Below are 18,874 nucleotides of genomic sequence, written 5' to 3'. Positions count from 1 at the left end.
CCCTTGCCTATCGGGAGGGCGCTGTGACTCAGGCCCAAGAAACGATCATCCTTCGCGGCCACATTATCGATTCGCTGATTCTCGCGAAGGTGCTGGATCTGATTCTGACGATGGGCGGGTCGTTCGATCTCGACCAGGTGGAGATCGGCCGCACCAGAGAGGACCAGTCGCGCGCGCGCATTGTCGTGCGGGCCCCCACGCTCACCGCGTTAAGCCACATCCTGCGCGCGATTCAGCCGCATGGCGCGGTGGTCGAGCGGGATTCCGATTGCGTGCTGCAGCCGGCTCCTGCCGATGGCGTGTTTCCGGATGAATTCTACTCCACCACCCACTTGCCGACCGAAGTCCGTCTGAACGAGACATGGGTTGAAGTCCAAGGGGTGGAGATGGATCTGGGCATCACGGTGGATAGCCAGCGAGCCGCGGCCCGCACGGTGCCGATGGCCGACGTCCGTCAGGGCGATCTCATCGTGACCGGGCAGGCGGGTGTGCGCGTCAGACCGCTGCAGCGCCCGCGCGAACGCGATGTCTTTGCGTTCATGGAGTCGAAGGTTTCCGCTGAACGGCCGCACAGCCACGTTATCGCCGATATTGCCCGGCGGATGCGCATGCTGCGCGACGAGTCTCGTGCGGGAGGAGCCCCCTCCAACGTTCTGCTGGCCGGAGGGCCCGCCATCATCCATGCCGGCGGGCGGGATGCGCTGGCCTGGCTGATCGAGGAAGGGTTCATCCAGGTGTTGTTCTGCGGGAATGCCTTGGCCGCGCATGACATGGAAGCCGATCTGTACGGCACCTCCTTAGGCTACGCCCTCACGGCCGGCCAGGCGGTTCCGCACGGGCATGCCCATCATCTGCGGACCATCAACCGGATTCGCGCGATCGGCAGCATTCGGGCTGCCGTTGAGTCCGGCGTGATCAAGACCGGCATCATGGCCGCTTGTGTCAGACGCGGCGTTCAGGTGGTGATGGCGGGGACGATCAGAGATGACGGGCCCTTGCCCGGCGTGATCACGGATTCGATGCGGGCGCAGGCCGCCATGCGCCAGGCGATCCCCGGGGTTGGGCTGGCCCTGCTCGTCGCCTCGACGCTGCATGCGGTGGCCACCGGCAATTTGTTGCCCGCCGCGGTGCCGACCGTCTGTGTGGACATCAATGCCGCCGTTCCGACGAAGCTCGCCGACCGGGGGAGCTTCCAGGCCGTCGGGCTGGTGATGGACGCGGCGTCATTCCTGAGTGAACTCGCCCGCTCTCTGGGGAGGCCTGTGTGAGCCGCCTGCTCGTGTGCCCGCCGGATTACTTTGCCATCGAGTATGAAATCAATCCATGGATGCGGAGATCGAATATCGTCGATCACGAGCGTGCGGTTACGCAATGGCATCGTCTCATGGAGGTGCTTGAGCGGGACATGGGGGCCGTGCTGGAGCGCATGCGTCCGGTGCCGGGATTGCCCGACCTCGTATTTACGGCGAATGCAGGAGTGGCTGTTGGGCGGCAAGCCGTGGTCAGCCGTTTTCGCTATGCCGAACGTCAACGGGAAGAGGCGCATTTTGAGCAGTGGTTTCGCGCCGCCGGCTATGAGGTTGTGACTTTCGATCAGGAGTTTTTCTTCGAAGGGGCGGGAGATCTGCTGGGATTTCCCGAGTACTGGTTTGGAGGCTACCGGCAGCGGTCGGACATTCGCATGTTTCCGCTCCTGGGCGAGCGGTTCGCGCGCGAGATCATTCCGCTGGAGTTAGTGGACGGGCGGTTCTATCACCTCGATACCTGTTTGTGCCCCTTGTCGGGAGGGGAACTGCTGTATTATCCCCCGGCGTTCGACTCCTATGGACAGAGCGCGATCAGGGAGCGGGTAGATGAAGGACGGCGGCTGGCGGTTCCGGAAGCGGAGGCGCTGAAGTTTGCCTGTAATGCGGTCTGTGTGGGAGTGCATGTCGCGCTGCCCGAGGGCTGTCCGGCCACGATGGCATTGCTCCAGGAACGAGGCTATCAGGTCCATCCGGTCCCGTTGGATGAGTTCATGAAGTCCGGCGGATCGGCGAAGTGTCTGACGCTGGCACTGGATTAACCGCAACGCCTATGAGTTATCGCTTTCGAAAAAAGAAGGCGGCATAGAGCCCGCCAATGGTGATGGTCGTGAGTTCGATGGTGAGCAGCATGCGGCTCACGATGGCGTCGGGCGCCGGCGGGGACAGGAAGAAATGGATGCCAAGAAATTCCGGCGGCTGGGACGGAGGGGTTTCCCAGGGCGGAAACAGGACCGCGACGATCAGCGCCGCCACCATGCCATACAGGACGTTGAGGCTCAGTTGTTCTGGTGTCGAGGGGGGCGCGGGTGTGCGGTGCTGCGCGGAGCCTTGTGTGTCGAGGCGCTGGCCGCATTGGGTGCAGAACCGATGAATCTCCGGCTGTGACCGGCGGCAGGATGGGCAGAGTTGCATGGCGGCCATCATACGGTGGATGTGCCGGCAGAGGCAACGCCGATTGGCAGATCTGGACGGAGCAGGCTATAATCCGCGCCGTTCCATGAGTTGCCCTCCCACAGGATGGAAGTTCCTTTTATGCAGGATGTCAAAAAACTAGGCGTAATCGGTGCCGGGGCCTGGGGTACGGCGCTGGCCAAACATCTGGCCGAGAAAGGGCTGGAGGTGCGCCTCTGGGCCTATGAACATGATGTGGTCGAGTCCGTCAATACGGCACATGAAAATAAGGTATTTCTCCCCGGTGTCGCCCTGCCGCGCACGCTGACAGCGACCTCGTCGTTGACGGACGCGGTTGAGCAGGCTGACGGCATTCTCTTTGTGGTCCCCTCGCATGTCACCCGGCAGGTGCTGCGCAATCTGGCGCCCTGCCTCTCACGTCCGGTTCCCTTCATCAGTGCGACCAAGGGCGTCGAAGAGGACAGCTCCAAGCTGATGACCCAGGTCATGGATGAGGTGCTGCCGGAGTCGATGGAGCGGTACCTCATGGCCTTATCCGGCCCGAGTTTCGCGAGCGAGTTGAGTGCCGGCAAGCCGACGGCGGTCTGCCTGGCCGGCCGGGACCCTGAGCTGGTGGGGCGGTTTCAGGCCGCGTTGATGACGCCCTCATTCCGGGTCTATGCGGATAGCGACCTCATTGGCGTGCAGTTGGGCGGGGCGCTGAAGAACGTGATGGCCTTGGCCGCCGGAGTGGTCGATGGATTGGGGCTCGGTTTTAATGCGCGCGCGGCCTTGATCACCAGAGGGTTGGCGGAGATCGTCCGTCTGGGTGTCGCGATGGGGGCGGATCCGCGCACGTTCTATGGACTCTCCGGGGTTGGCGATCTGGTCTTGACCTGCACGGGCTCGCTCAGCCGGAATCATACGGTGGGCGTGCGGCTGGGCCAGGGGGACAGGCTCGACACGATTTTGGGCGGCATGCAGGCGGTGGCGGAAGGGGTGCGCACGGCGCGGGCGGCGCTGGGTCTCGCGCGCCGTCATGGGGTGGAGATGCCGATTACCCAGGAAATCAATGCCGTGCTGTTCGACGGAAAATCCTGCCGCAAGGCGGTGAGCGATCTCATGGAACGGGATGCCAAGCTGGAGAAAGGACGGGCATGAGCCCCGAAGGACTCGCACAGCTGTTGAACGAGGTGAAGGACGGGCGCCTGCCTGTTTCCCAAGCGGTGCAGCGGCTGCGGACGATGCCGTTTGAAGACCTCGGATTTGCCTCGCTCGACCACCACCGGTCGCTTCGCCAGGGCTTTCCGGAAGTATTGTTGTGCGAAGGCAAGACCACGAAACAGGTGCTGGCGATTGCCCGGGCCTTGATCAAGAAGGGCGGGCCCTTTCTTGCCACGAGAGCCGAGCCGGCCGTGGCCAAGGCGATCACCAAGCTTGACCGGCGGGCCCGGTATCATGAGGCCGCGCGCATCGTGTCGATCGAGGCCGCGCGCCCGCGCCGCGCGGGGCATGTGCTGGTCCTGACGGCGGGCACCGCCGATGTGCCGGTGGCCGAAGAGGCCCGTGTGACGGCGGAGGTGATGGGGAGCCGGGTCGAAACGCTCTACGACGTGGGCGTGGCTGGACTGCATCGCCTCTTGGGGCGCAAGGATCGGCTGTTCGAAGCCCGTGTGGCGATTGTGGTGGCCGGGATGGATGGGGTGTTGCCGAGTGTTGTCGGCGGGTTGGTCGATTGCCCCGTGGTGGCGGTGCCGACCAGCAGAGGCTATGGCGCGAGCTTCGGCGGGCTGGCCGCGCTCTTGACGATGCTGAATTCCTGCGCGGCCGGTGTCGGGGTGATGAATATCGACAATGGATTTGGCGCCGGATGCCTGGCGCACCGGATTAATATGCTGGGCACGAGGGCTGAGGCTAGAGGCTAGAGGACAAGAGACATACCCCTTGCCTCTCGCCCCTCGCCTAGTGCCATTGGCAAAGTTATTTCACTTCCAAGGTTCCGCGTTTGGGCCAGGCGACCATTGAGGTGCGCAGGCCCTTCTCCCCGTTGGTCAGTAACTTCGTACGGACTTCATACGAATAGGTGCCGGCCGGGGCTTGCTGTTTGCTCTGATCTTGTCCGTCCCAGGTCAGGCGGAGGGAAACGGTTTGTCGTCCGCCGTTTGGCGACGGTTGCGGCTGGACCTCTTTTCGCTGGGAGAGAAATCGCAGGGATGTTTTCGATGGCGAGCTGATCAGCGAGGAGACTTCGAGCACGGTCGCGCTGTCCAATTCTTTAGGAAGCTGGATCGTGACGGAAAATTCCAGCGATCCGTTCGATACGACGAAGGGCGTCGGCGAAATGGCCAAATCCAGGATTTTGAGTTCCGGTTCAGGCCGGGGAGCCCGCGGGGCTTTGGTTTTGGCGAATCCGTCAGCGGGGAGGAACCCGATCAGGCTGAGTGCGCATCCCAGCAGGAGCCCGATGACTGGAAGGCGTCCGGGGGAACGTCTCTCGCGCTGGCTGGCGGTAATCACGTGGCCTGAGACGATCGTTGCCGCTTCATGATAGGTGTGTGTCATATAGGGGGGATAACACAGCCCTCCCAGGCTGTCAACGAAAGAGCTAACAGGATGCTGAAAAAGCCAGCCAGCGGCGTTCTCGCATCGCTCAGAGGCTCGACGTACTGAAGCGTACGACTCGCCTCTTCGCTCGCTGCGGCCTTGCTGGACTGACTTTTTGAGCCTCCTGCTGTCGAAGCCCGCTGAAGCGATTGCCGTTGTGGGCCACGTTGGGTAAGATGGGCGGCCTTTCAAATTGAGACGAACGAGGAATGGCCTTGGGACGACAGCTGCATTTTGATTGTTTCTCCGGTGTGAGCGGCGACATGGTGCTTGGTGCGCTGGTCGATGCCGGGCTCTCATTGGCCACATTGGCCAAGGAACTGAAACGGCTGAAGTTGAGCGGGTATCGGCTGGAGCAGCGGCAGGTCCATCGCGGGGCTCTGCACGCGACCAAGATCAATGTGGTGATCAAACGCGGGTTCGATCGGCCGCTGACACTGGCGCGCATCCATCGGGTGCTGTCAGCCAGCACGCTGCCGCCAGTGGTGAAAGAACAGAGCCGGGCCGTGTTCGACCGGCTGGCCGAAGCCGAAGGGCTGGCCCATCGCGTGGCCAAAAAAGATGTGCATTTTCATGAAGTGGGCGTGATCGATTCGTTCATCGATGTGGTGGGGGGCGTGTTGGGTTGTCACTTGCTCGGGGTGACGCAGGTCACGTCTTCTCCGATCAATGCCGGCGCGGGAACCATTCAGACGGCGCATGGCCTGTTGCCGGTGCCCGGTCCGGCGGTCGCGGCGCTGGCACAGGGCATTCCCATCTACTCGGACGGGCCGCGATGCGAGCTGGCCACTCCGACGGGCGTGGCGCTGTTGCGCACCCTGGCGTCGTCGTTTGGGCCGATGCCGGCGATGACGGTCAGCCAGATGGGCTGTGGCGCAGGCGATGCCGATCCCGAGGGCTGGCCGAATGTCTTGCGCGTGTTCCTCTCCGAGGAGGCCACATCGAGCCTGCGTCCCACCGATCGGGTGATGCAGATCGAAACCAATCTGGACGATCTGACGCCTCAGGCCTATGAACATGTGATGGAGCAGTTGTTTGCCGTCGGCGCGTTGGATGTCACCCTCACCCCGGTCATCATGAAACGCAGCCGGCCCGGCGTGGTGGTGAGTTGTCTGGCCGCGCCGGATCAGCTGGATGCCGTGCTGGAGGTGCTGTTTTTGGAGACGACGGCGCTGGGGGTGCGGATGCAAGAAGTGGCGAGGCAGGTGCTGGCTCGACGATTTGTGGCCGTGAAGGTGCCGGGAGGGACGGTGCAGATGAAAGTCGCGGAAATCGGCGCGGGATGGGAAAAGGCGGCCCCGGAATATGCCGATTGTAAACAGATTGCCGTTCGGACCGGCCGCCCGCTCAAGGATGTCTTGGATGACGCGCGGCAGGCCTACTCGCAGGTGAGCACTCGCAAAGGCCGGGTACGCGCGTGACCATTCTTCTCTACGTGCTTCTTTTCATTGTGTCCGTCGCCGTCACACTGGGCGGGTGCGGGCTGTTTACCAATGCCATTGAATGGCTGGGCAAGCGCCTGGGAATTTCCGAAGGCGCGGTCGGCAGCATCTTTGCGGCGATCGGCACGACGTTGCCGGAAACGTCGATTCCCGTCATTGCCATCTTTTTCGGAACCAGCCGCCAAGAGGCCGAGGTGGGGTTGGGCGCGATCCTCGGCGCGCCCTTCATGCTCAACACGCTGGTCTTGCCGATCCTCGCGGCCCTGCTCGTGCTCTATGCGCGGGCGGGCAAGCGGACGGCGCAGTTTCACCTCAACTACGGCGAAGTCCGGACGGACCTGACCTTCTTCTGTATCAGCTATATAGTGGCGCTGGGTTGCGTGTTCGTGCCGTCGCGCACGGTGCATCTGGTCGCGGCGGCCAGCCTCATCAGCCTGTACATCTACTACATGAAGATCAAGTTTAGCGCCGAGGATGAAGAGGGCGGCGAGGGCTCGCTCGAACCGCTGCTGTTCGCGAAGCAGGCGCAGACGCCGTCCTATGGCATGATCGGGTTGCAAGCGGGGACAGGGCTTGGTGGATTGATTCTCGGCGCCCATCTGTTCGTGACGGCGGCGGAGACCATGGCGACGGCGCTGGCCATTTCTCCATTGGTCCTGGCGTTGCTCATCGCCCCGCTGGCGACGGAGTTGCCGGAGATGTCCAACAGCTTTCTCTGGCTCTATCGCAAGAAAGACCGTTTGGCGGTCGGGAATGTGACTGGTGCGATGGTGTTCCAGGGCACCTTCCCGGTTTCTGTGGGCTTGATCGGCACGGAATGGGCTCTGGCGCCGTCCGCATTGCTCGCCATGGTGCTGGCCGTCGTCGGAGCCGGGCTCTGTCTGCTCCAGATTCTGGTGCGCGGGCGCTGGCAACCCTGGTTGCTGAGTGCTGGTGCCATCCTTTATATAGGGTACACGGTGTATCTCTATGTCGGCGGGTGAGTGAGTGAGGGGTGCTGAACGTGAAGCAGGCGAAGATCGAATTGGATGAAATGCCGCTGTTGGGGATTACGATGGGCGATCCTGCCGGGATCGGCCCGGAGGTAATTGCCAAAGCCTTGGCCGGCGGCCAGCTCGACCGGCTGTGCCTCCCGCTGGTCATCGGATCGTATCCGGTGATGGCCCAGACGGTCAAAGCCTTGCGGCTGAAAGCGAAGGTCGTGCGGGCCGATGACTATGACCCGGCTTCGGCCAAGGGACAGACGGTGGTCGTGCTGGATCCTTTGGCGCGGCCGCTCAAGAAGTTTCAGCCCGGCGTGGCGGCGAAGGAGACCGGCGCGGCGTCCGTGGCGTTCATCAAAAAGGCCGTGCATCTGGCGGAGCTGGGGTGCATCGACGGCATTGTGACGGCGCCGATCAATAAAGAAGCCATCAACATGGCGGGCTGCCATTATCCCGGTCATACGGAATTGCTCGCGGATCTGACGAAGACGCAGGAATCCGGCATGATGATCGTGGGCGGCCCGCTGCGCATCATGTTTGTGACGACGCATGTGGCGATCAAGGATTTGCCGAAGCTTCTGACGAAGGCCAAGATCGAAAAGGGGATTCGCCTGGCCCATCAGGCGCTGACGGACCTCTATGGCATCAAGAAGCCCCGCATCGGCGTGGCGGCGTTGAATCCGCATGCCGGCGAGCACGGGCTGTTCGGCAATGAGGAGGCCCGCGTGATTCTTCCCGCCGCTCGCGCGGCGCAGGCGCGGGGGATTTTGGCCAGCGACCCTCAGCCGGCCGATACGCTGTTCGGAAAGGCCGTCAAAGGACAATACGACGGCATCGTGGCGATGTATCATGATCAGGGGTTGATCCCGCTGAAGCTGGTCGCATTCGGCACCTGTGTGAATGTCACGGTGGGACTGCCGATCATTCGCACTTCGGTGGATCATGGCACGGCCTTCGACATCGTCGGGAAGGGCATTGCCGATCCCGGCAGTTTGCTCGAAGCCGTGACACTTGCGGCGACCCTGGCCGTCAAACGACGGGTAAAACGTTCGATGCGTCCTACAGCGAGGCAACGATGACAGAGCAAGCGAATCGGGGACTCGCCATTGTCCAGCAGCAGGTGAAAGAGCTGGACGCCATTGCCAAACAGACCATGGAGGATCTCAATACCGTGGCCGGGACCGAGCGGGTGGCCAAGTGGAAAGCGCGCACCGTGGCGCTGCTCACGGAGGCGCTGGGCGCCCAGCCGATCCAGAATTTTGCCGCGCTGCATCCGGGCCCGTCGTTTACGAACGATCTGGTCGAGGAATTCACCGATCTGATTGAGGCCTACCGGACGCCGCTGACGACGCTCGCCAAGCAGCTGGCCCAAGCCGCGCCTCGTCCACCCAGTGGGACATAGCTGGTGACGTTCCCCGAGCTTCCCCCAGCCAATAAGCGTCTCGGCCAGAATTTTCTCATCGATCCCAATATCGTTCGCAAGATCGTCGCTCTGGCTGAAGTGAGGCAGGAGACGCATGCGCTCGAAATCGGACCGGGGCGTGGCATCCTGACGGAGGCCCTGTGCAAGGCCGCGGGGCAGGTCACCGCGGTGGAGATCGATCCCCGGCTGCACGCCTATATCGCCGGCCGCCAGGCCGAGTTTCCGAATCTCACCCTCGTGTTAGGCGATGCGCTGACCTATTCCTTCGAAGCGCTGCCGACCGGTACGGTCGTGGTCGCCAACCTGCCGTATTACATTTCCACGCCCCTGCTATTCAGATTGCTGGAGCACCGCGACCGGATTCCACGCATGGTGCTCATGCTGCAGAACGAAGTGGCCGACCGGCTCGTGGCGAAACCCGGCACAGCGGATTACGGCGTGCTCTCCGTGATGGCGCAGTACGCCGCGGACATCACGAAGGCCTTCCGTGTGTCCGCCCAGTGTTTCAGGCCCAGGCCGGAAGTCGGCTCCGCCGTGGTGTTATTACGCACCAGGCCGCAGAGGGAACTGAGCCGGGAGGAGGAGCCGAAATTTGCTTCGTTGGTGAAAGCCGCTTTTGCCCATCGGCGCAAGACGCTCATGAATTCGCTCAAAGACGAAGGCTACGATCAGGTGCGCATTGCCGGAGCGGTCGATCAGCTGAACCTTCCCGCTGCTGTCCGGGCCGAAGTGCTCACGCTCGACCAGTTGATACAGTTGACAAGGGCCATCGCTTCTCGCGGTTGAGGCGGTGTGGGGCTGATCACCGGCATCTTCCGGTCCATCGTTTGAAACGATGTCGCCCCTGTGTTAGCATCCGCCCATGGGAGCTACTACGTCCTCGAAGCGGGGCGAAGCCCGCCGGGCCCCGTCTCCTCCTTCCCACATCCAGCGTGAAGTGATTGGGGTGGTGCTGATCGCGTTGAGCCTGCTCACGCTGCTCAGCCTGCTCTCGTTCGTGCCGGGTGAGGCCAAGACGGTCGCGGCGGGGGCGCCGGCGGCGAATCCTCCACGCAATCTCATTGGATCATTCGGCGCGGTGCTCGCCGGCGGATTCTTTTATCTCATCGGCGGCGCAGCCTATCTCTTCCCCCTATTACTCGGGCGGGTGGGCCTGCGCTGCTTTTCGCAGAGTCCTGTCAGCATCCGCTTGCGCACGGCGGGGAGTTCCCTCGCCGCGGTGCTCTTTCTCAGCGCCTTTCTGCATCTGGAAGCGACCGCCGTGCCGACCTTCACCAGCGGCTTGGTCTATCGCGGGGTTGCCGGAGGGCTGTGCGGCCAGATGGTGGCCGAGGGGCTGCGGGCATGGTTTGCCAGCACGGGCGCGCACATATTGATTATCGCCGGATTTCTCGTATCGCTGCTGTTTACGACGCCGCTTTCCCTCACCGAGTTCATTCATGCGGTTCCCGCCCGCTGGGCGGCGCTGCGCGAACGATTGGCGGCGGTGCTGCCTGAACGGGCCGAACCGGCCGTTGCGGACACGGCGAATCGGAGACAGAGAGGGAAAGCCGCCAAGCCGGCTGTTTCTCAGGAGAGCGTTGATGTGGCTGCCATTTCTGCGGAAGAGGCGGTTCCCAATCCACCGACCGAATGGCCGGTCATCCAGCCGCCTTTGCAGGCGGTGACCTCTTCTGCGGACGCTACGGAGTCGGAGCCGGAGATTGCTCCGGTATCCGTCGATGCGGGCGACTATCAGCTGCCCGATCCGGATGAGCTGTTGACCGATCCCAGCGGTCCGGTCACCCGCATGTCGGATGACGAGTTGAAAGCGCAGTCGGATGTGTTGATGCGGGCCTTGACGAGCTTTGGCATCGAGGGGAAGGTGACGGAGGTGCGGCCGGGCCCGGTCGTGACGATGTATGAGTTTGAGCCGTCGCCCGGCACCAAAGTCGCGAGGATCGTCAACTTGGCCGATGACCTGGCGCTTGGGCTGAAGGCGACGAGCTTGCGCATTGTTGCGCCGATCCCGGGGAAGTCGGTGGTCGGGATCGAAGTGCCCAACCTGGCTCGCGAGACGGTGTCGATGAAAGAAGTCGTGATGAGCGAGATCTTTACGAAGGCCCGCTCGAAGCTCACGCTGGCGCTGGGCAAGGATATCTTCGGCGCCCCGGCGACGGCGGATCTCAAAACCATGCCGCATTTGCTGGTGGCCGGCGCGACCGGGGCCGGCAAGAGCGTCGGGCTCAACACGATGTTGTTGAGCATTCTCTTTTCTGCGCGGCCGAGCGAGGTCAAGCTCCTCTTGATCGATCCGAAGATGCTGGAGTTTTCGGCCTACGACGGCATCCCTCACTTGCTGCGGCCGGTCATCACCGATGCAAAGTCTGCGGCGCGTGGGTTGGGATGGGTGGTAGCCGAGATGGAGCGCCGCTACAAACTGCTTTCGGAAGCGGGTGTCCGGAACATCGATGCGTACAATCGCAAGGTGGCCGGGCTGCATGAAGCCTTTGCGGAAGAGACGGCGGCGGCCAATCAGCCTGAATTGCCCATGCAGTTTTTGACCGAGGAAGCGCGTTTGGCCGCCGGCGAGTCCACCGACCCCGAGGTGAATCCTGGCCCGCGTGACCGGCCGACTCCGCCGGAACCGCTTCCGTACATTGTCGTGATGATCGACGAGTTGGCGGATCTCATGATGGTGGCCCCCAAGGATGTAGAGGATAAGATCGCGCGGTTGGCGCAAATGGCCAGAGCCTCCGGCATCCATCTGGTGCTGGCCACGCAGCGGCCGTCGGTGGATGTGCTGACCGGACTCATCAAGGCCAACTTTCCGGCACGCATTGCCTTCCAAGTGTCGTCGAAAACCGATTCGCGCACGATTCTCGATGCCAACGGCGCCGAGGCGCTTCTCGGGCGCGGGGATATGCTGTATCTCGCCTCCGGGACCGGCCGGCTTGCTCGTTTGCATGGATCGTTTGTCTCCGATGACGATGTGCGGCGGGTTGTGGAGTTTGTGAAGAAGCAGGCGCTGCCGAAGTACGATCCCGAGCTGCAATCGCTCAAGCAGGAGGACGCGGCAGAGGAGGAGGCCAAGGACGAGGTGTACGAACAGGCCAAGGACTTGGTGCTGTCGACCGGGCAGGCGTCGGCGTCGTTGATTCAACGGCGGTTGCGGGTGGGCTATCCCCGTGCCGCGCGCATGATCGAGCAGATGGAGGCGGACGGGATTGTGGGCGCCGCGGGCCGTGACGGCCGGCGGGAAGTGTTGGGCCGTCGAGGGCCGGTGGGAGCGGCTGAAGCATGATGGTGAGACTGATGCGGGCGGTTGTCTGTGCCGGTTGCATGGTTCTGGCGGGAACCGCGTGGGCGGGTGATTTCGCCATCGACGACAAGGCGCTGGTGGAAGTGCAGGACATCGTGAAACAGCTTCAGGCCCGATACGAGAAAACGAAAGATCTTCAAGCGGACTTTACCCAACAGACCAGGATCGAAGGGTTTGAGCGGCCGGTGACATCGTCCGGCAAGGTCTACATCAAGAAACCAGGCCGGTTGCGATGGGATTACCTCGAACCGGCGACCGAGCAGATCTACGTGAACCAGGACGATGTGAAAGTGTATGTGCCGGAACACAAGCAAGTGCTGGTGGGGAAGCTGACGCGCATGGCGGCTTCGCAAGCGCCGCTCGAACTCTTGCAGGGCGCGGCCAAGCTGGAAGAGTCGTTCGAGGTGGCTCCGGCAACGGGGAAAAAGGACCGGGGGGTGGGGGGGCTGCGGTTGCTGAGCCTCACGCCGAAAGGACAGGAAGGCGACCCCGCTCGTCCAGTGCAGCGGATTGTGGTGGAGGTGTTCCCCAAGACCTATTTCATCCGAACGGTTTGGCTCTATGAGGTGAATGGGAATGTGGCGACATTTGAGTTTTCGTCGCTGAAGCCGAATGTCGGGCTGGGAAACGAGGTCTTCGATTTCAAAACGCCGCCTGATGTTGAGGTGGTCAAGGCCCCGGTGCTGAATTAACGCCGGAATAGGGGTAAGAGGAAGCGCAACGCAGGTGAGCGATGAGCATGCAAGCTGAACAGAAGCGTGTCGTGAGTGACAGGATCGATCAAGCGGTGGCGGCGATCGATTTCGAGCAGGCGCACAAAACGTACTGGGCGCAAAACGAATTTCTCGTCATCAAGCAATTTCTCCCGCGGTCGTTTGTGGAAGAGGTGTTGGTGCCGCAGGCCCACGGGCTGCAGCCCAGTCTGAACCGGAACTATATCCCAGGGCACAAAAAGGGCGGCAGCGTCAGCTACTATACGGTGCTCGAACAGTCCGCGCTCTTTCTCGATCTCTATCGGTCGGCGTCCTATCGCGGCTTCCTCAATCGGCTGGTGCACGCCGATCTGTTGCTCTGCCCAGACAACGATCCGCATTCCTGCGCGCTCTACTACTATACAGAGCCGGGAGATCATATCGGGTTCCACTACGATACGTCGTACTACAAGGGGGCGCGCTATACGATCTTGTTGGGGCTGGTCGATCGGTCGGCGCAGTGCAAACTCGTGTGTGATCTATTCAAGGACGATCCGACAAAAGAAACCCGGCATCTCGAACTGATTACCGAGCCAGGCGATATGGTGATCTTCAACGGGGATAAGCTCTGGCATGCCGTGACTCCCTTGGGAGAGGGAGAGGAGCGCATTGTCCTAACTATGGAATATGTTACGAATCCCGAGATGGGCCGATTCAAGCGGCTCTACTCAAATCTCAAAGACTCGTTTGCCTACTTCGGCTTGAAGACCGTTTTTAAGCGGGCCTTTTCCGGCCGGTCCTCTTCCTGACCTTCTGCCACAGAACTCTAGCGGTTCGCCCTTGATCGATGACTCTGTCCTCGGGGGACGGAGAGTGGTACCGAGGCGGGGTATCGCTAATGCTCGCATTCCGTGTTGGCCTCGAGCGGTGTCGAAATAATCAATCGGTGCGGCGTTCCTGATTGTTCCGGCGGTTGCAGCGCAGCCGCGGGCAGGATCATCGAAGCAGGGTTGCGTACAGAACTGTTGCTGATCCGTGGACGGCCCGATTTTAATTCGGCGGTTCGGCGAGGGAACGGCCCCTTGTTTGCGTGCTCCATCTTTTTGATTTCCGCCAGCAGGGCGCCTTCGACGAGCCAGGCCAAGGTCGTCTGCGGGTTCCAATACACGACATCCCGCAATTGCTCGACCAGATGGGAAGGGAGCGTAATGGTGAGCCTGGTCGTTTTCGCTTGTGGCGCGACTGCACGCTGGCGCAACCGTTTTGTCGGATTGACGGTCTTTTGTCTGGGTGATTCGCCGATCAACATGAGAGTCCTTTCGCATGCTGGCGCATGATCACGATGAGTTGAGGGAGAGGAACGCGTGGCTCTGGCATCGCCGTCCAAAGCTGTGAATGGCGGAAGCAGGCCGTGCCTCCTGGTGGAGGCACGGCGCTCATGGCCATGGGTAAAGGCGTCAGTGCGTTGTGAGATGGGCACAATCTCGCAGCGACAGCATCATGTAGAGGGGAACCCTCAAGATCATGATGGAAGGCCGACGGCTTCAGTCCATGCCATAGTGAGTTGGGAGAAGGGGATGCTTCTGTCGGGAGCTCTTGCAGCAAAGCCATATCCAAATACAAATTATTGGTAAGACATACGTTAATGCTGTCCTTGCTCTTCAGCAATGGTCATACCAGTATTTCGAAATGGTCAATAGCTATCACAAATATCTAAGTGGTTGATTTCAATAATGCGTGTAATAGATGGAGAACGGAGCGGAAAAAGAGAAATGGAAATGGCGTTATGCGGCGTATCCAAAATGGTACGCCAGGTATCTTGTTAGATACAGGCGAAGCGACTGAGAAGGGCGAGCGAGGGAGTGGGGATAGCTCTATTGATGCAGATGCTTCAGGGCGGATGCGCACAGAATGATGAAGAAGCCCATCCAGAGGGCGGCGCGCTGGTAGGGAATGGCCTCGTACTCGACTTCTTCGTCGTCATCCTCATCTGACTTGAAGATCACGGTGTAGAGGAAGAGGGTCAAGAGGCACAGGACGAGGCCGAGCTTAATAAAGAATATGGTCAGGTACTTGGCATTGTGCTGGATGCCCAGTTGGGTCTGGGATGTCATGACCTGATTCACATAGTGGAGGTTGACGCCTCCTGTAAACAACAGCACGACCAGGAGAATGCCGGCCACTTTCTTATAGTGCTGATAGAAGACATCCGTAATGGGCTTGATCTGGTCCTTTGCGACGGTTTTTTTCAGTCCTGGCGTCACGGCCATGACGAGAAACGCGAGCCCTCCGATCCAAATCACGGCGGACAAGAGGTGAAACCAGTGATTGATGATCGGGATCAGCGTATTGAGATCGACGAAAAAACTTTGGAGGGCGTCCATGTTTAGGCTCGTGAAGCGTGAAAGGTGAAAAGTGAAACGCAAGGAGCTATCCAAGAGTCTTGGATTGTGATCAGCTTACGTTTCACGTATTACGTCTCACGGTCGAATTTGAAGACCGGCGCGTCATTGCCAAAGCGTTTCTTCCGCAATTCTTCCATCAATTCGATGGTGACCAGCGGGACATTATTCTCGCGGGCATGCTTGTCGACGCCCTTCTTGACCATCGCCCGGAGGAAATAGGGGATGCGGCTGAGTCTGAGTGAGGAGGCCTCATCCCAGGCGACTTCCGATTCTTCCGGGGTGTTAAAGGCCACTTTGATCTTTTCGCCACCCTTGGGGGTGTAGAGGCACCATTCGTCTTCGTCCAGCCAATCGCCATGATCCACATAGGGACGGGCCCGACAGCCTCCGCAGATGTCGGTGTATTCACAGTCGCCGCATTTCCCCTTCAGTTGCGGGTAGCGGAATGAGTTGAAGACATCGGATTTTTCCCAGAGGTCGACGAAGCTCTTCTCGCGGATATTGCCGGCCGACAGCGGCATGTAGGGGCAGGGGGTCAGTTCGCCATTCGGTGTCACGCGGGCATAATTGGTTCCAGCGAGGCAGCCTCCGCCCATGTAGCCGGTCGCTTTGGTAATCGGCGAGTTGGGATCCTTCTCGTAGGCCAGCCGCTTGAAATGGGGGGCGCAACGGGCGCGGACCAGCATGCCTTTGTAATTGTCCTGGCAGTCGATCAGATAGCCCAGGACTTCTTCATATTGAGCCGGTGTGATATCGGTGAGTTCCTCGCCACGGCCGGTACAGACCATGAAGAAGACGTTCAAGACACGGGCGCCGAGGTTGTGAGACCATTCAAGGACCGCGGGCAATTCTTGATAGTTCATGGGCTGGGCGCTGAAATGGACTTGGAACTGCAGCCCATTGCGTTTGGAGGCTTCGATGCCTGCGACCGCCGCTTCCCAGGCCCCGGGGACTCCGCGGAACTGGTTGTGTTTCGCCGCATCCAGTGAATCGATGCTGATGCCCACACCCATCACACCGATCTCGACCAAGGTCTTGGCCATCTGATCGTTGATGAGCATGCCGTTGGTGCCGAAGACCACCATGAAGCCGAGCTTCACCGCATGCCGGGCAATGTCCAGAATATCAGGCCGCACCAGCGGTTCACCGCCCGTGATGACCAGGAGACAGCCTTTGTTCACCTCGGCAATCTGATCGATGAGCTTGTAGCACTCTTCCGTGCTCAGTTCGTCGTCCCCGCCCGCCGCTTTGGTGGTGGCGTCGAGGTAGCAATGGTCGCATTTCAGATTGCAGCGCTTGGTGAGGTTCAGCGCGACAAGGTAGGGCTTGAAGTCGTCAACGGTCCGCCCGTCGTTCACCCCTTGGCCTTTGGGGCCAGGGGTGAAGAACTGCGTAATCTGTTGTTGGAATGCCCCCAACGATCCCGTCATGGACGGAATATTGAGGATCGGAAGCGATTTTCCCATTAGTGGCTGGCCCCGGACTTTGGCCCAGTCAGGTTGGCAATCATGTCTTTCAAATTGCCGGTTTTCATGGCATCCGCCATATACCCTTTGGCCTGCTCAATGCCTTCGGTGGCCACTTCGATGGTGATCAGGGTCGCGCCGATCTTTTCCGCATGCTTCTCGATCAACGCCTTCGTGCACTCCCGCATGAATCCTTCGGGGGCGCGCTCCAGACGGGCTTGCGCGTCGGCGGTCCAGGTGTAGGGAGAGGCGGCTTCAACATGGCCGTTTCCATTCCCCTGGCCGTTTCCGTTTGTGCCATTGGTGACGGCCGCGAGCGTTTCTTCCGCTTCCTGCGACGTGCCGGCGTCCTTGTTCGCAAAGATCGGCTGATAATCTTCATCCGCCGCTTCCTTGATCATGGGCGCGGCGTATTCGAGCGTAATGGTCGTCATGCCGAGCTTCCGGGCGGTCTTTTCGATCTTGGCTTTCGCACGGCGGCGTTGGAATCCCGCCGGGACGGCGCGAATCGCTTCCTTCGCATCCTTCGTCCACTGCATTGGCACATCGTCGTAGGCGAGGTCGGTTTCCAGTTCGCCTTCGGTTTTCGCCGCGGCGTCGAAGATCGTCTTGTCGACTTGTTTGAAGCGGTTGCCTTCCGCCGCGCAGACCGGGCACTTGACCGGCGTTTCGCCCTTGCCGATGTAGCCGCAGCCGTCGCAGACGAAGTAGTTCTGGCTCATCCGGTCGAGATATGCTTGCGTGGACGGGCTGTTCGTAGGCTTTTCCTCGACGACCTGGGTCATCATCCCGCTGAGGGTGTTGCCCATGAGGTCTTTCGCCACTGAGTCGTCCGCCTGCATTTTGTCCCGGTCGATCCCGGCGGCGTCCAGGTTGCCGCCCAGCGCGCGCATGGCATCCATGGCGCCTTTGGGGAGGATGTGGCCGACGGCCGAATCCACGACGGTATTGCTGATGATCGTATGCCCCTTTTCGATCGCGTACCGGTGGATCGCCGTCTTGGCGACGCCACGGGCGAAGACCGGAATCTTTTCCATGCGCCGCAGCGCTTCTTCCGTCCAGGCGATCGTGTACTCGGCTTGGGTATCGATCGGCGGCACATACTTGCGGTTCGACACCAGCACGTTGCAGGGCGCGCTCCGCAAGAGGTTCTCGGTGTTGCTGCCGATGTCCATGTCCTCATCGCTATGGACGCCGATGCGGCCGACGATCAGGAGCCAGGGCACGTCCTTGCGGACATATTGAATGATCTTTTCAAAGGCTTTGCCGTCGAGCAGGGTCGTCTTGATATCGGATTCTTCGGCCTGGGCAATCTCGCGGGAGATATCCAGATGGGACTGGTAAATCTTGGCGAGGCCGCTGTCGATGATTTCTTCGTGCAGCTTTTCCTGTTCTTTGAAGCGGAAGACCTTCCCGGCTTCTTCGTTCAGGACGCCGGAGATGCTATGAAACGCGGCGTAATGGAAATAAGGGTCAAACGCGGAGATGGCTTCGACCGGGCGGTTGAAGGCTTTGCCCAGCGCGAGGCCGGTCATGAGACCGCCGAACGAGTAGGGGCTGCCGTCCACGGCGACGACGATTTTGCCGTTGTTCATCGGCTCGGTGTTCTTGATGATGAACATGTCCGAGTTGCGGATCCGGCGGATCACGCGCTCGGTATTGCTGCCGATCACGCTATCCTTCACCGCGCCGACGCCCAGCGCGCCCATGATCACCAGATCGTAGGCGTTGGTATTGATGTCTTCGACCAGCGCCTTCCAGTTGCGGCCCTCAAGAGAGCGGCGCTCGACCGGGAGGTTGGCTTCGTTGCACTTCTTGTCGACATAGTCGAGGTACGAGTCCGTGATGATCTGCAACCCGCGCGTAATCAGCGAGTCGTGGATCTGCCGCTGGCGGTCCAGTTCCTTCTCATCATGGTATTCCTCGGGCAATCCCGCTTCCATTTGCTTGAAGCGCTTGTCGTGCATCTTCGCCGCGTAGACGTGGCTGCCGACAATCTTGGAGCCAAAGGTTTTCGCGAACTCGACGCCGACATCGACGGCTGTATTGGAATGGTCGGAATTATCGACCGGGACGTAGATCGTCTTATACATGAACACGCCTCCTCTAGGCCCGCTAACCGCCGGGGGTGATTCTGATAA

At 60.8% G+C, this 18,874-nt stretch carries 18 protein-coding genes; 12 read left to right on the top strand and 6 right to left on the bottom strand.

The features are described 5' to 3' along the window. The first annotated feature begins 23 nt into the window (after positions 1–23). Positions 24–1,268: a TIGR00300 family protein gene (locus RI101_13650; protein MEC4891094.1), complete on the top strand. Its 1,245-nt coding sequence runs from the start codon at positions 24–26 to the stop codon at positions 1,266–1,268. Continuing rightward, entirely contained in the window at positions 1,265–2,065 is an 801-nt protein-coding gene (locus tag RI101_13645; protein MEC4891093.1) for an arginine deiminase-related protein, read from the top strand. Before RI101_13650 ends, RI101_13645 begins: the two co-directional genes overlap by 4 nt. A 16-nt stretch (positions 2,066–2,081) precedes the next feature. Here the strand turns inward: RI101_13645 and RI101_13640 are convergent, their stop codons facing one another. Then, positions 2,082–2,438, bottom strand: a complete 357-nt coding sequence (locus tag RI101_13640) for a hypothetical protein (GenBank protein MEC4891092.1) — start codon at positions 2,436–2,438, stop codon at positions 2,082–2,084. Positions 2,439–2,558: 120 nt separating this feature from the next. On the opposite strand from RI101_13640, the gene RI101_13635 reads away from it, so the two are divergent. Both RI101_13635 and larB read left to right on the top strand, forming a co-directional pair. After that, a complete protein-coding gene (locus RI101_13635; protein ID MEC4891091.1) occupies positions 2,559–3,578 on the top strand; it encodes an NAD(P)H-dependent glycerol-3-phosphate dehydrogenase in 1,020 nt (339 codons plus the stop codon). Further along, a complete protein-coding gene (gene larB / locus RI101_13630) occupies positions 3,575–4,342 on the top strand; it encodes a nickel pincer cofactor biosynthesis protein LarB (protein MEC4891090.1) in 768 nt (255 codons plus the stop codon). The genes RI101_13635 and larB overlap by 4 nt, the downstream gene beginning before the upstream one ends. A 55-nt stretch (positions 4,343–4,397) precedes the next feature. Here larB and RI101_13625 read toward each other — a convergent pair whose 3' ends face one another. Beyond that, complete coding sequence (locus RI101_13625) at positions 4,398–4,979, bottom strand: hypothetical protein (GenBank protein ID MEC4891089.1); 582 nt, start codon at positions 4,977–4,979, stop codon at positions 4,398–4,400. Between the two features lie 257 nt (positions 4,980–5,236). Here RI101_13625 and larC point away from each other — a divergent pair, with 257 nt between their 5' ends. The 8 genes from larC (at position 5,237) to RI101_13585 (ending at position 13,671) form a co-directional block, all read left to right on the top strand. Next, complete coding sequence (gene larC, locus RI101_13620; GenBank protein ID MEC4891088.1) at positions 5,237–6,442, top strand: nickel pincer cofactor biosynthesis protein LarC; 1,206 nt, start codon at positions 5,237–5,239, stop codon at positions 6,440–6,442. Further along, the gene (locus RI101_13615; GenBank protein ID MEC4891087.1) at positions 6,439–7,446 is read left to right on the top strand and encodes a hypothetical protein; all 1,008 of its coding nucleotides are present in this window, start codon (positions 6,439–6,441) and stop codon (positions 7,444–7,446) included. Before larC ends, RI101_13615 begins: the two co-directional genes overlap by 4 nt. 11 nt (positions 7,447–7,457) lie before the next feature. After that, positions 7,458–8,525, top strand: a complete 1,068-nt coding sequence (gene pdxA, locus RI101_13610) for a 4-hydroxythreonine-4-phosphate dehydrogenase PdxA (GenBank protein ID MEC4891086.1) — start codon at positions 7,458–7,460, stop codon at positions 8,523–8,525. Then, positions 8,522–8,848 (top strand): hypothetical protein, encoded by a 327-nt coding sequence (locus tag RI101_13605; protein MEC4891085.1) that lies wholly within the window; start codon positions 8,522–8,524, stop codon positions 8,846–8,848. The genes pdxA and RI101_13605 overlap by 4 nt, the downstream gene beginning before the upstream one ends. Before the next feature lie 3 nt (positions 8,849–8,851). After that, on the top strand, positions 8,852–9,655 hold the full coding sequence (gene rsmA / locus RI101_13600) for a 16S rRNA (adenine(1518)-N(6)/adenine(1519)-N(6))-dimethyltransferase RsmA (GenBank protein ID MEC4891084.1): 804 nt from the start codon (positions 8,852–8,854) through the stop codon (positions 9,653–9,655). A gap of 76 nt (positions 9,656–9,731) precedes the next feature. Beyond that, complete coding sequence (locus RI101_13595) at positions 9,732–12,152, top strand: DNA translocase FtsK 4TM domain-containing protein (GenBank protein MEC4891083.1); 2,421 nt, start codon at positions 9,732–9,734, stop codon at positions 12,150–12,152. Continuing rightward, positions 12,149–12,862, top strand: a complete 714-nt coding sequence (locus RI101_13590; GenBank protein MEC4891082.1) for an outer membrane lipoprotein carrier protein LolA — start codon at positions 12,149–12,151, stop codon at positions 12,860–12,862. Before RI101_13595 ends, RI101_13590 begins: the two co-directional genes overlap by 4 nt. A gap of 41 nt (positions 12,863–12,903) precedes the next feature. Next, positions 12,904–13,671 carry a 2OG-Fe(II) oxygenase gene (locus RI101_13585; GenBank protein MEC4891081.1) on the top strand — a complete coding sequence of 256 codons (768 nt, stop codon included), beginning with the start codon at positions 12,904–12,906 and terminating at the stop codon, positions 13,669–13,671. Between the two features lie 86 nt (positions 13,672–13,757). Here the strand turns inward: RI101_13585 and RI101_13580 are convergent, their stop codons facing one another. The 4 genes from RI101_13580 to RI101_13565 all read right to left on the bottom strand — a co-directional run bounded on the left by RI101_13580 (position 13,758) and on the right by RI101_13565 (position 18,826). After that, complete coding sequence (locus RI101_13580) at positions 13,758–14,171, bottom strand: hypothetical protein (protein ID MEC4891080.1); 414 nt, start codon at positions 14,169–14,171, stop codon at positions 13,758–13,760. A gap of 565 nt (positions 14,172–14,736) precedes the next feature. Continuing rightward, on the bottom strand, positions 14,737–15,246 hold the full coding sequence (locus tag RI101_13575) for a hypothetical protein (GenBank protein MEC4891079.1): 510 nt from the start codon (positions 15,244–15,246) through the stop codon (positions 14,737–14,739). An 89-nt stretch (positions 15,247–15,335) separates the two neighbouring features. Next, positions 15,336–16,733, bottom strand: a complete 1,398-nt coding sequence (locus RI101_13570) for a radical SAM protein (GenBank protein MEC4891078.1) — start codon at positions 16,731–16,733, stop codon at positions 15,336–15,338. Further along, complete coding sequence (locus RI101_13565) at positions 16,733–18,826, bottom strand: universal stress protein (protein ID MEC4891077.1); 2,094 nt, start codon at positions 18,824–18,826, stop codon at positions 16,733–16,735. Before RI101_13565 ends, RI101_13570 begins: the two co-directional genes overlap by 1 nt. Positions 18,827–18,874: the final 48 nt, after the last annotated feature.

It is taken from the genome of Nitrospira sp. (assembly GCA_035968315.1).
In the GTDB taxonomy this organism is placed as follows: Bacteria; Nitrospirota; Nitrospiria; order Nitrospirales; family Nitrospiraceae; genus Nitrospira_D.
This window is presented reverse-complemented; position numbering and strand designations above follow the sequence as displayed.

What these genes read in the sequence shown, in the direction of transcription:
- RI101_13565 (MEC4891077.1), bottom strand. Translation starts at nt 18,826, where the DNA reads ATGTATAAGACGATCTACGTCCCGGTCGATAATTCCGACCATTCCAAT.
- RI101_13595 (MEC4891083.1), top strand. Translation starts at nt 9,732, where the DNA reads ATGGGAGCTACTACGTCCTCGAAGCGGGGCGAAGCCCGCCGGGCCCCG.
- RI101_13640 (MEC4891092.1), bottom strand. Translation starts at nt 2,438, where the DNA reads ATGCAACTCTGCCCATCCTGCCGCCGGTCACAGCCGGAGATTCATCGG.
- larB (MEC4891090.1), top strand. Translation starts at nt 3,575, where the DNA reads ATGAGCCCCGAAGGACTCGCACAGCTGTTGAACGAGGTGAAGGACGGG.
- RI101_13635 (MEC4891091.1), top strand. Translation starts at nt 2,559, where the DNA reads ATGCAGGATGTCAAAAAACTAGGCGTAATCGGTGCCGGGGCCTGGGGT.
- RI101_13625 (MEC4891089.1), bottom strand. Translation starts at nt 4,979, where the DNA reads ATGACACACACCTATCATGAAGCGGCAACGATCGTCTCAGGCCACGTG.
- RI101_13590 (MEC4891082.1), top strand. Translation starts at nt 12,149, where the DNA reads ATGATGGTGAGACTGATGCGGGCGGTTGTCTGTGCCGGTTGCATGGTT.
- RI101_13575 (MEC4891079.1), bottom strand. Translation starts at nt 15,246, where the DNA reads ATGGACGCCCTCCAAAGTTTTTTCGTCGATCTCAATACGCTGATCCCG.
- RI101_13605 (MEC4891085.1), top strand. Translation starts at nt 8,522, where the DNA reads ATGACAGAGCAAGCGAATCGGGGACTCGCCATTGTCCAGCAGCAGGTG.
- RI101_13585 (MEC4891081.1), top strand. Translation starts at nt 12,904, where the DNA reads ATGAGCATGCAAGCTGAACAGAAGCGTGTCGTGAGTGACAGGATCGAT.
- RI101_13580 (MEC4891080.1), bottom strand. Translation starts at nt 14,171, where the DNA reads ATGTTGATCGGCGAATCACCCAGACAAAAGACCGTCAATCCGACAAAA.
- RI101_13570 (MEC4891078.1), bottom strand. Translation starts at nt 16,733, where the DNA reads ATGGGAAAATCGCTTCCGATCCTCAATATTCCGTCCATGACGGGATCG.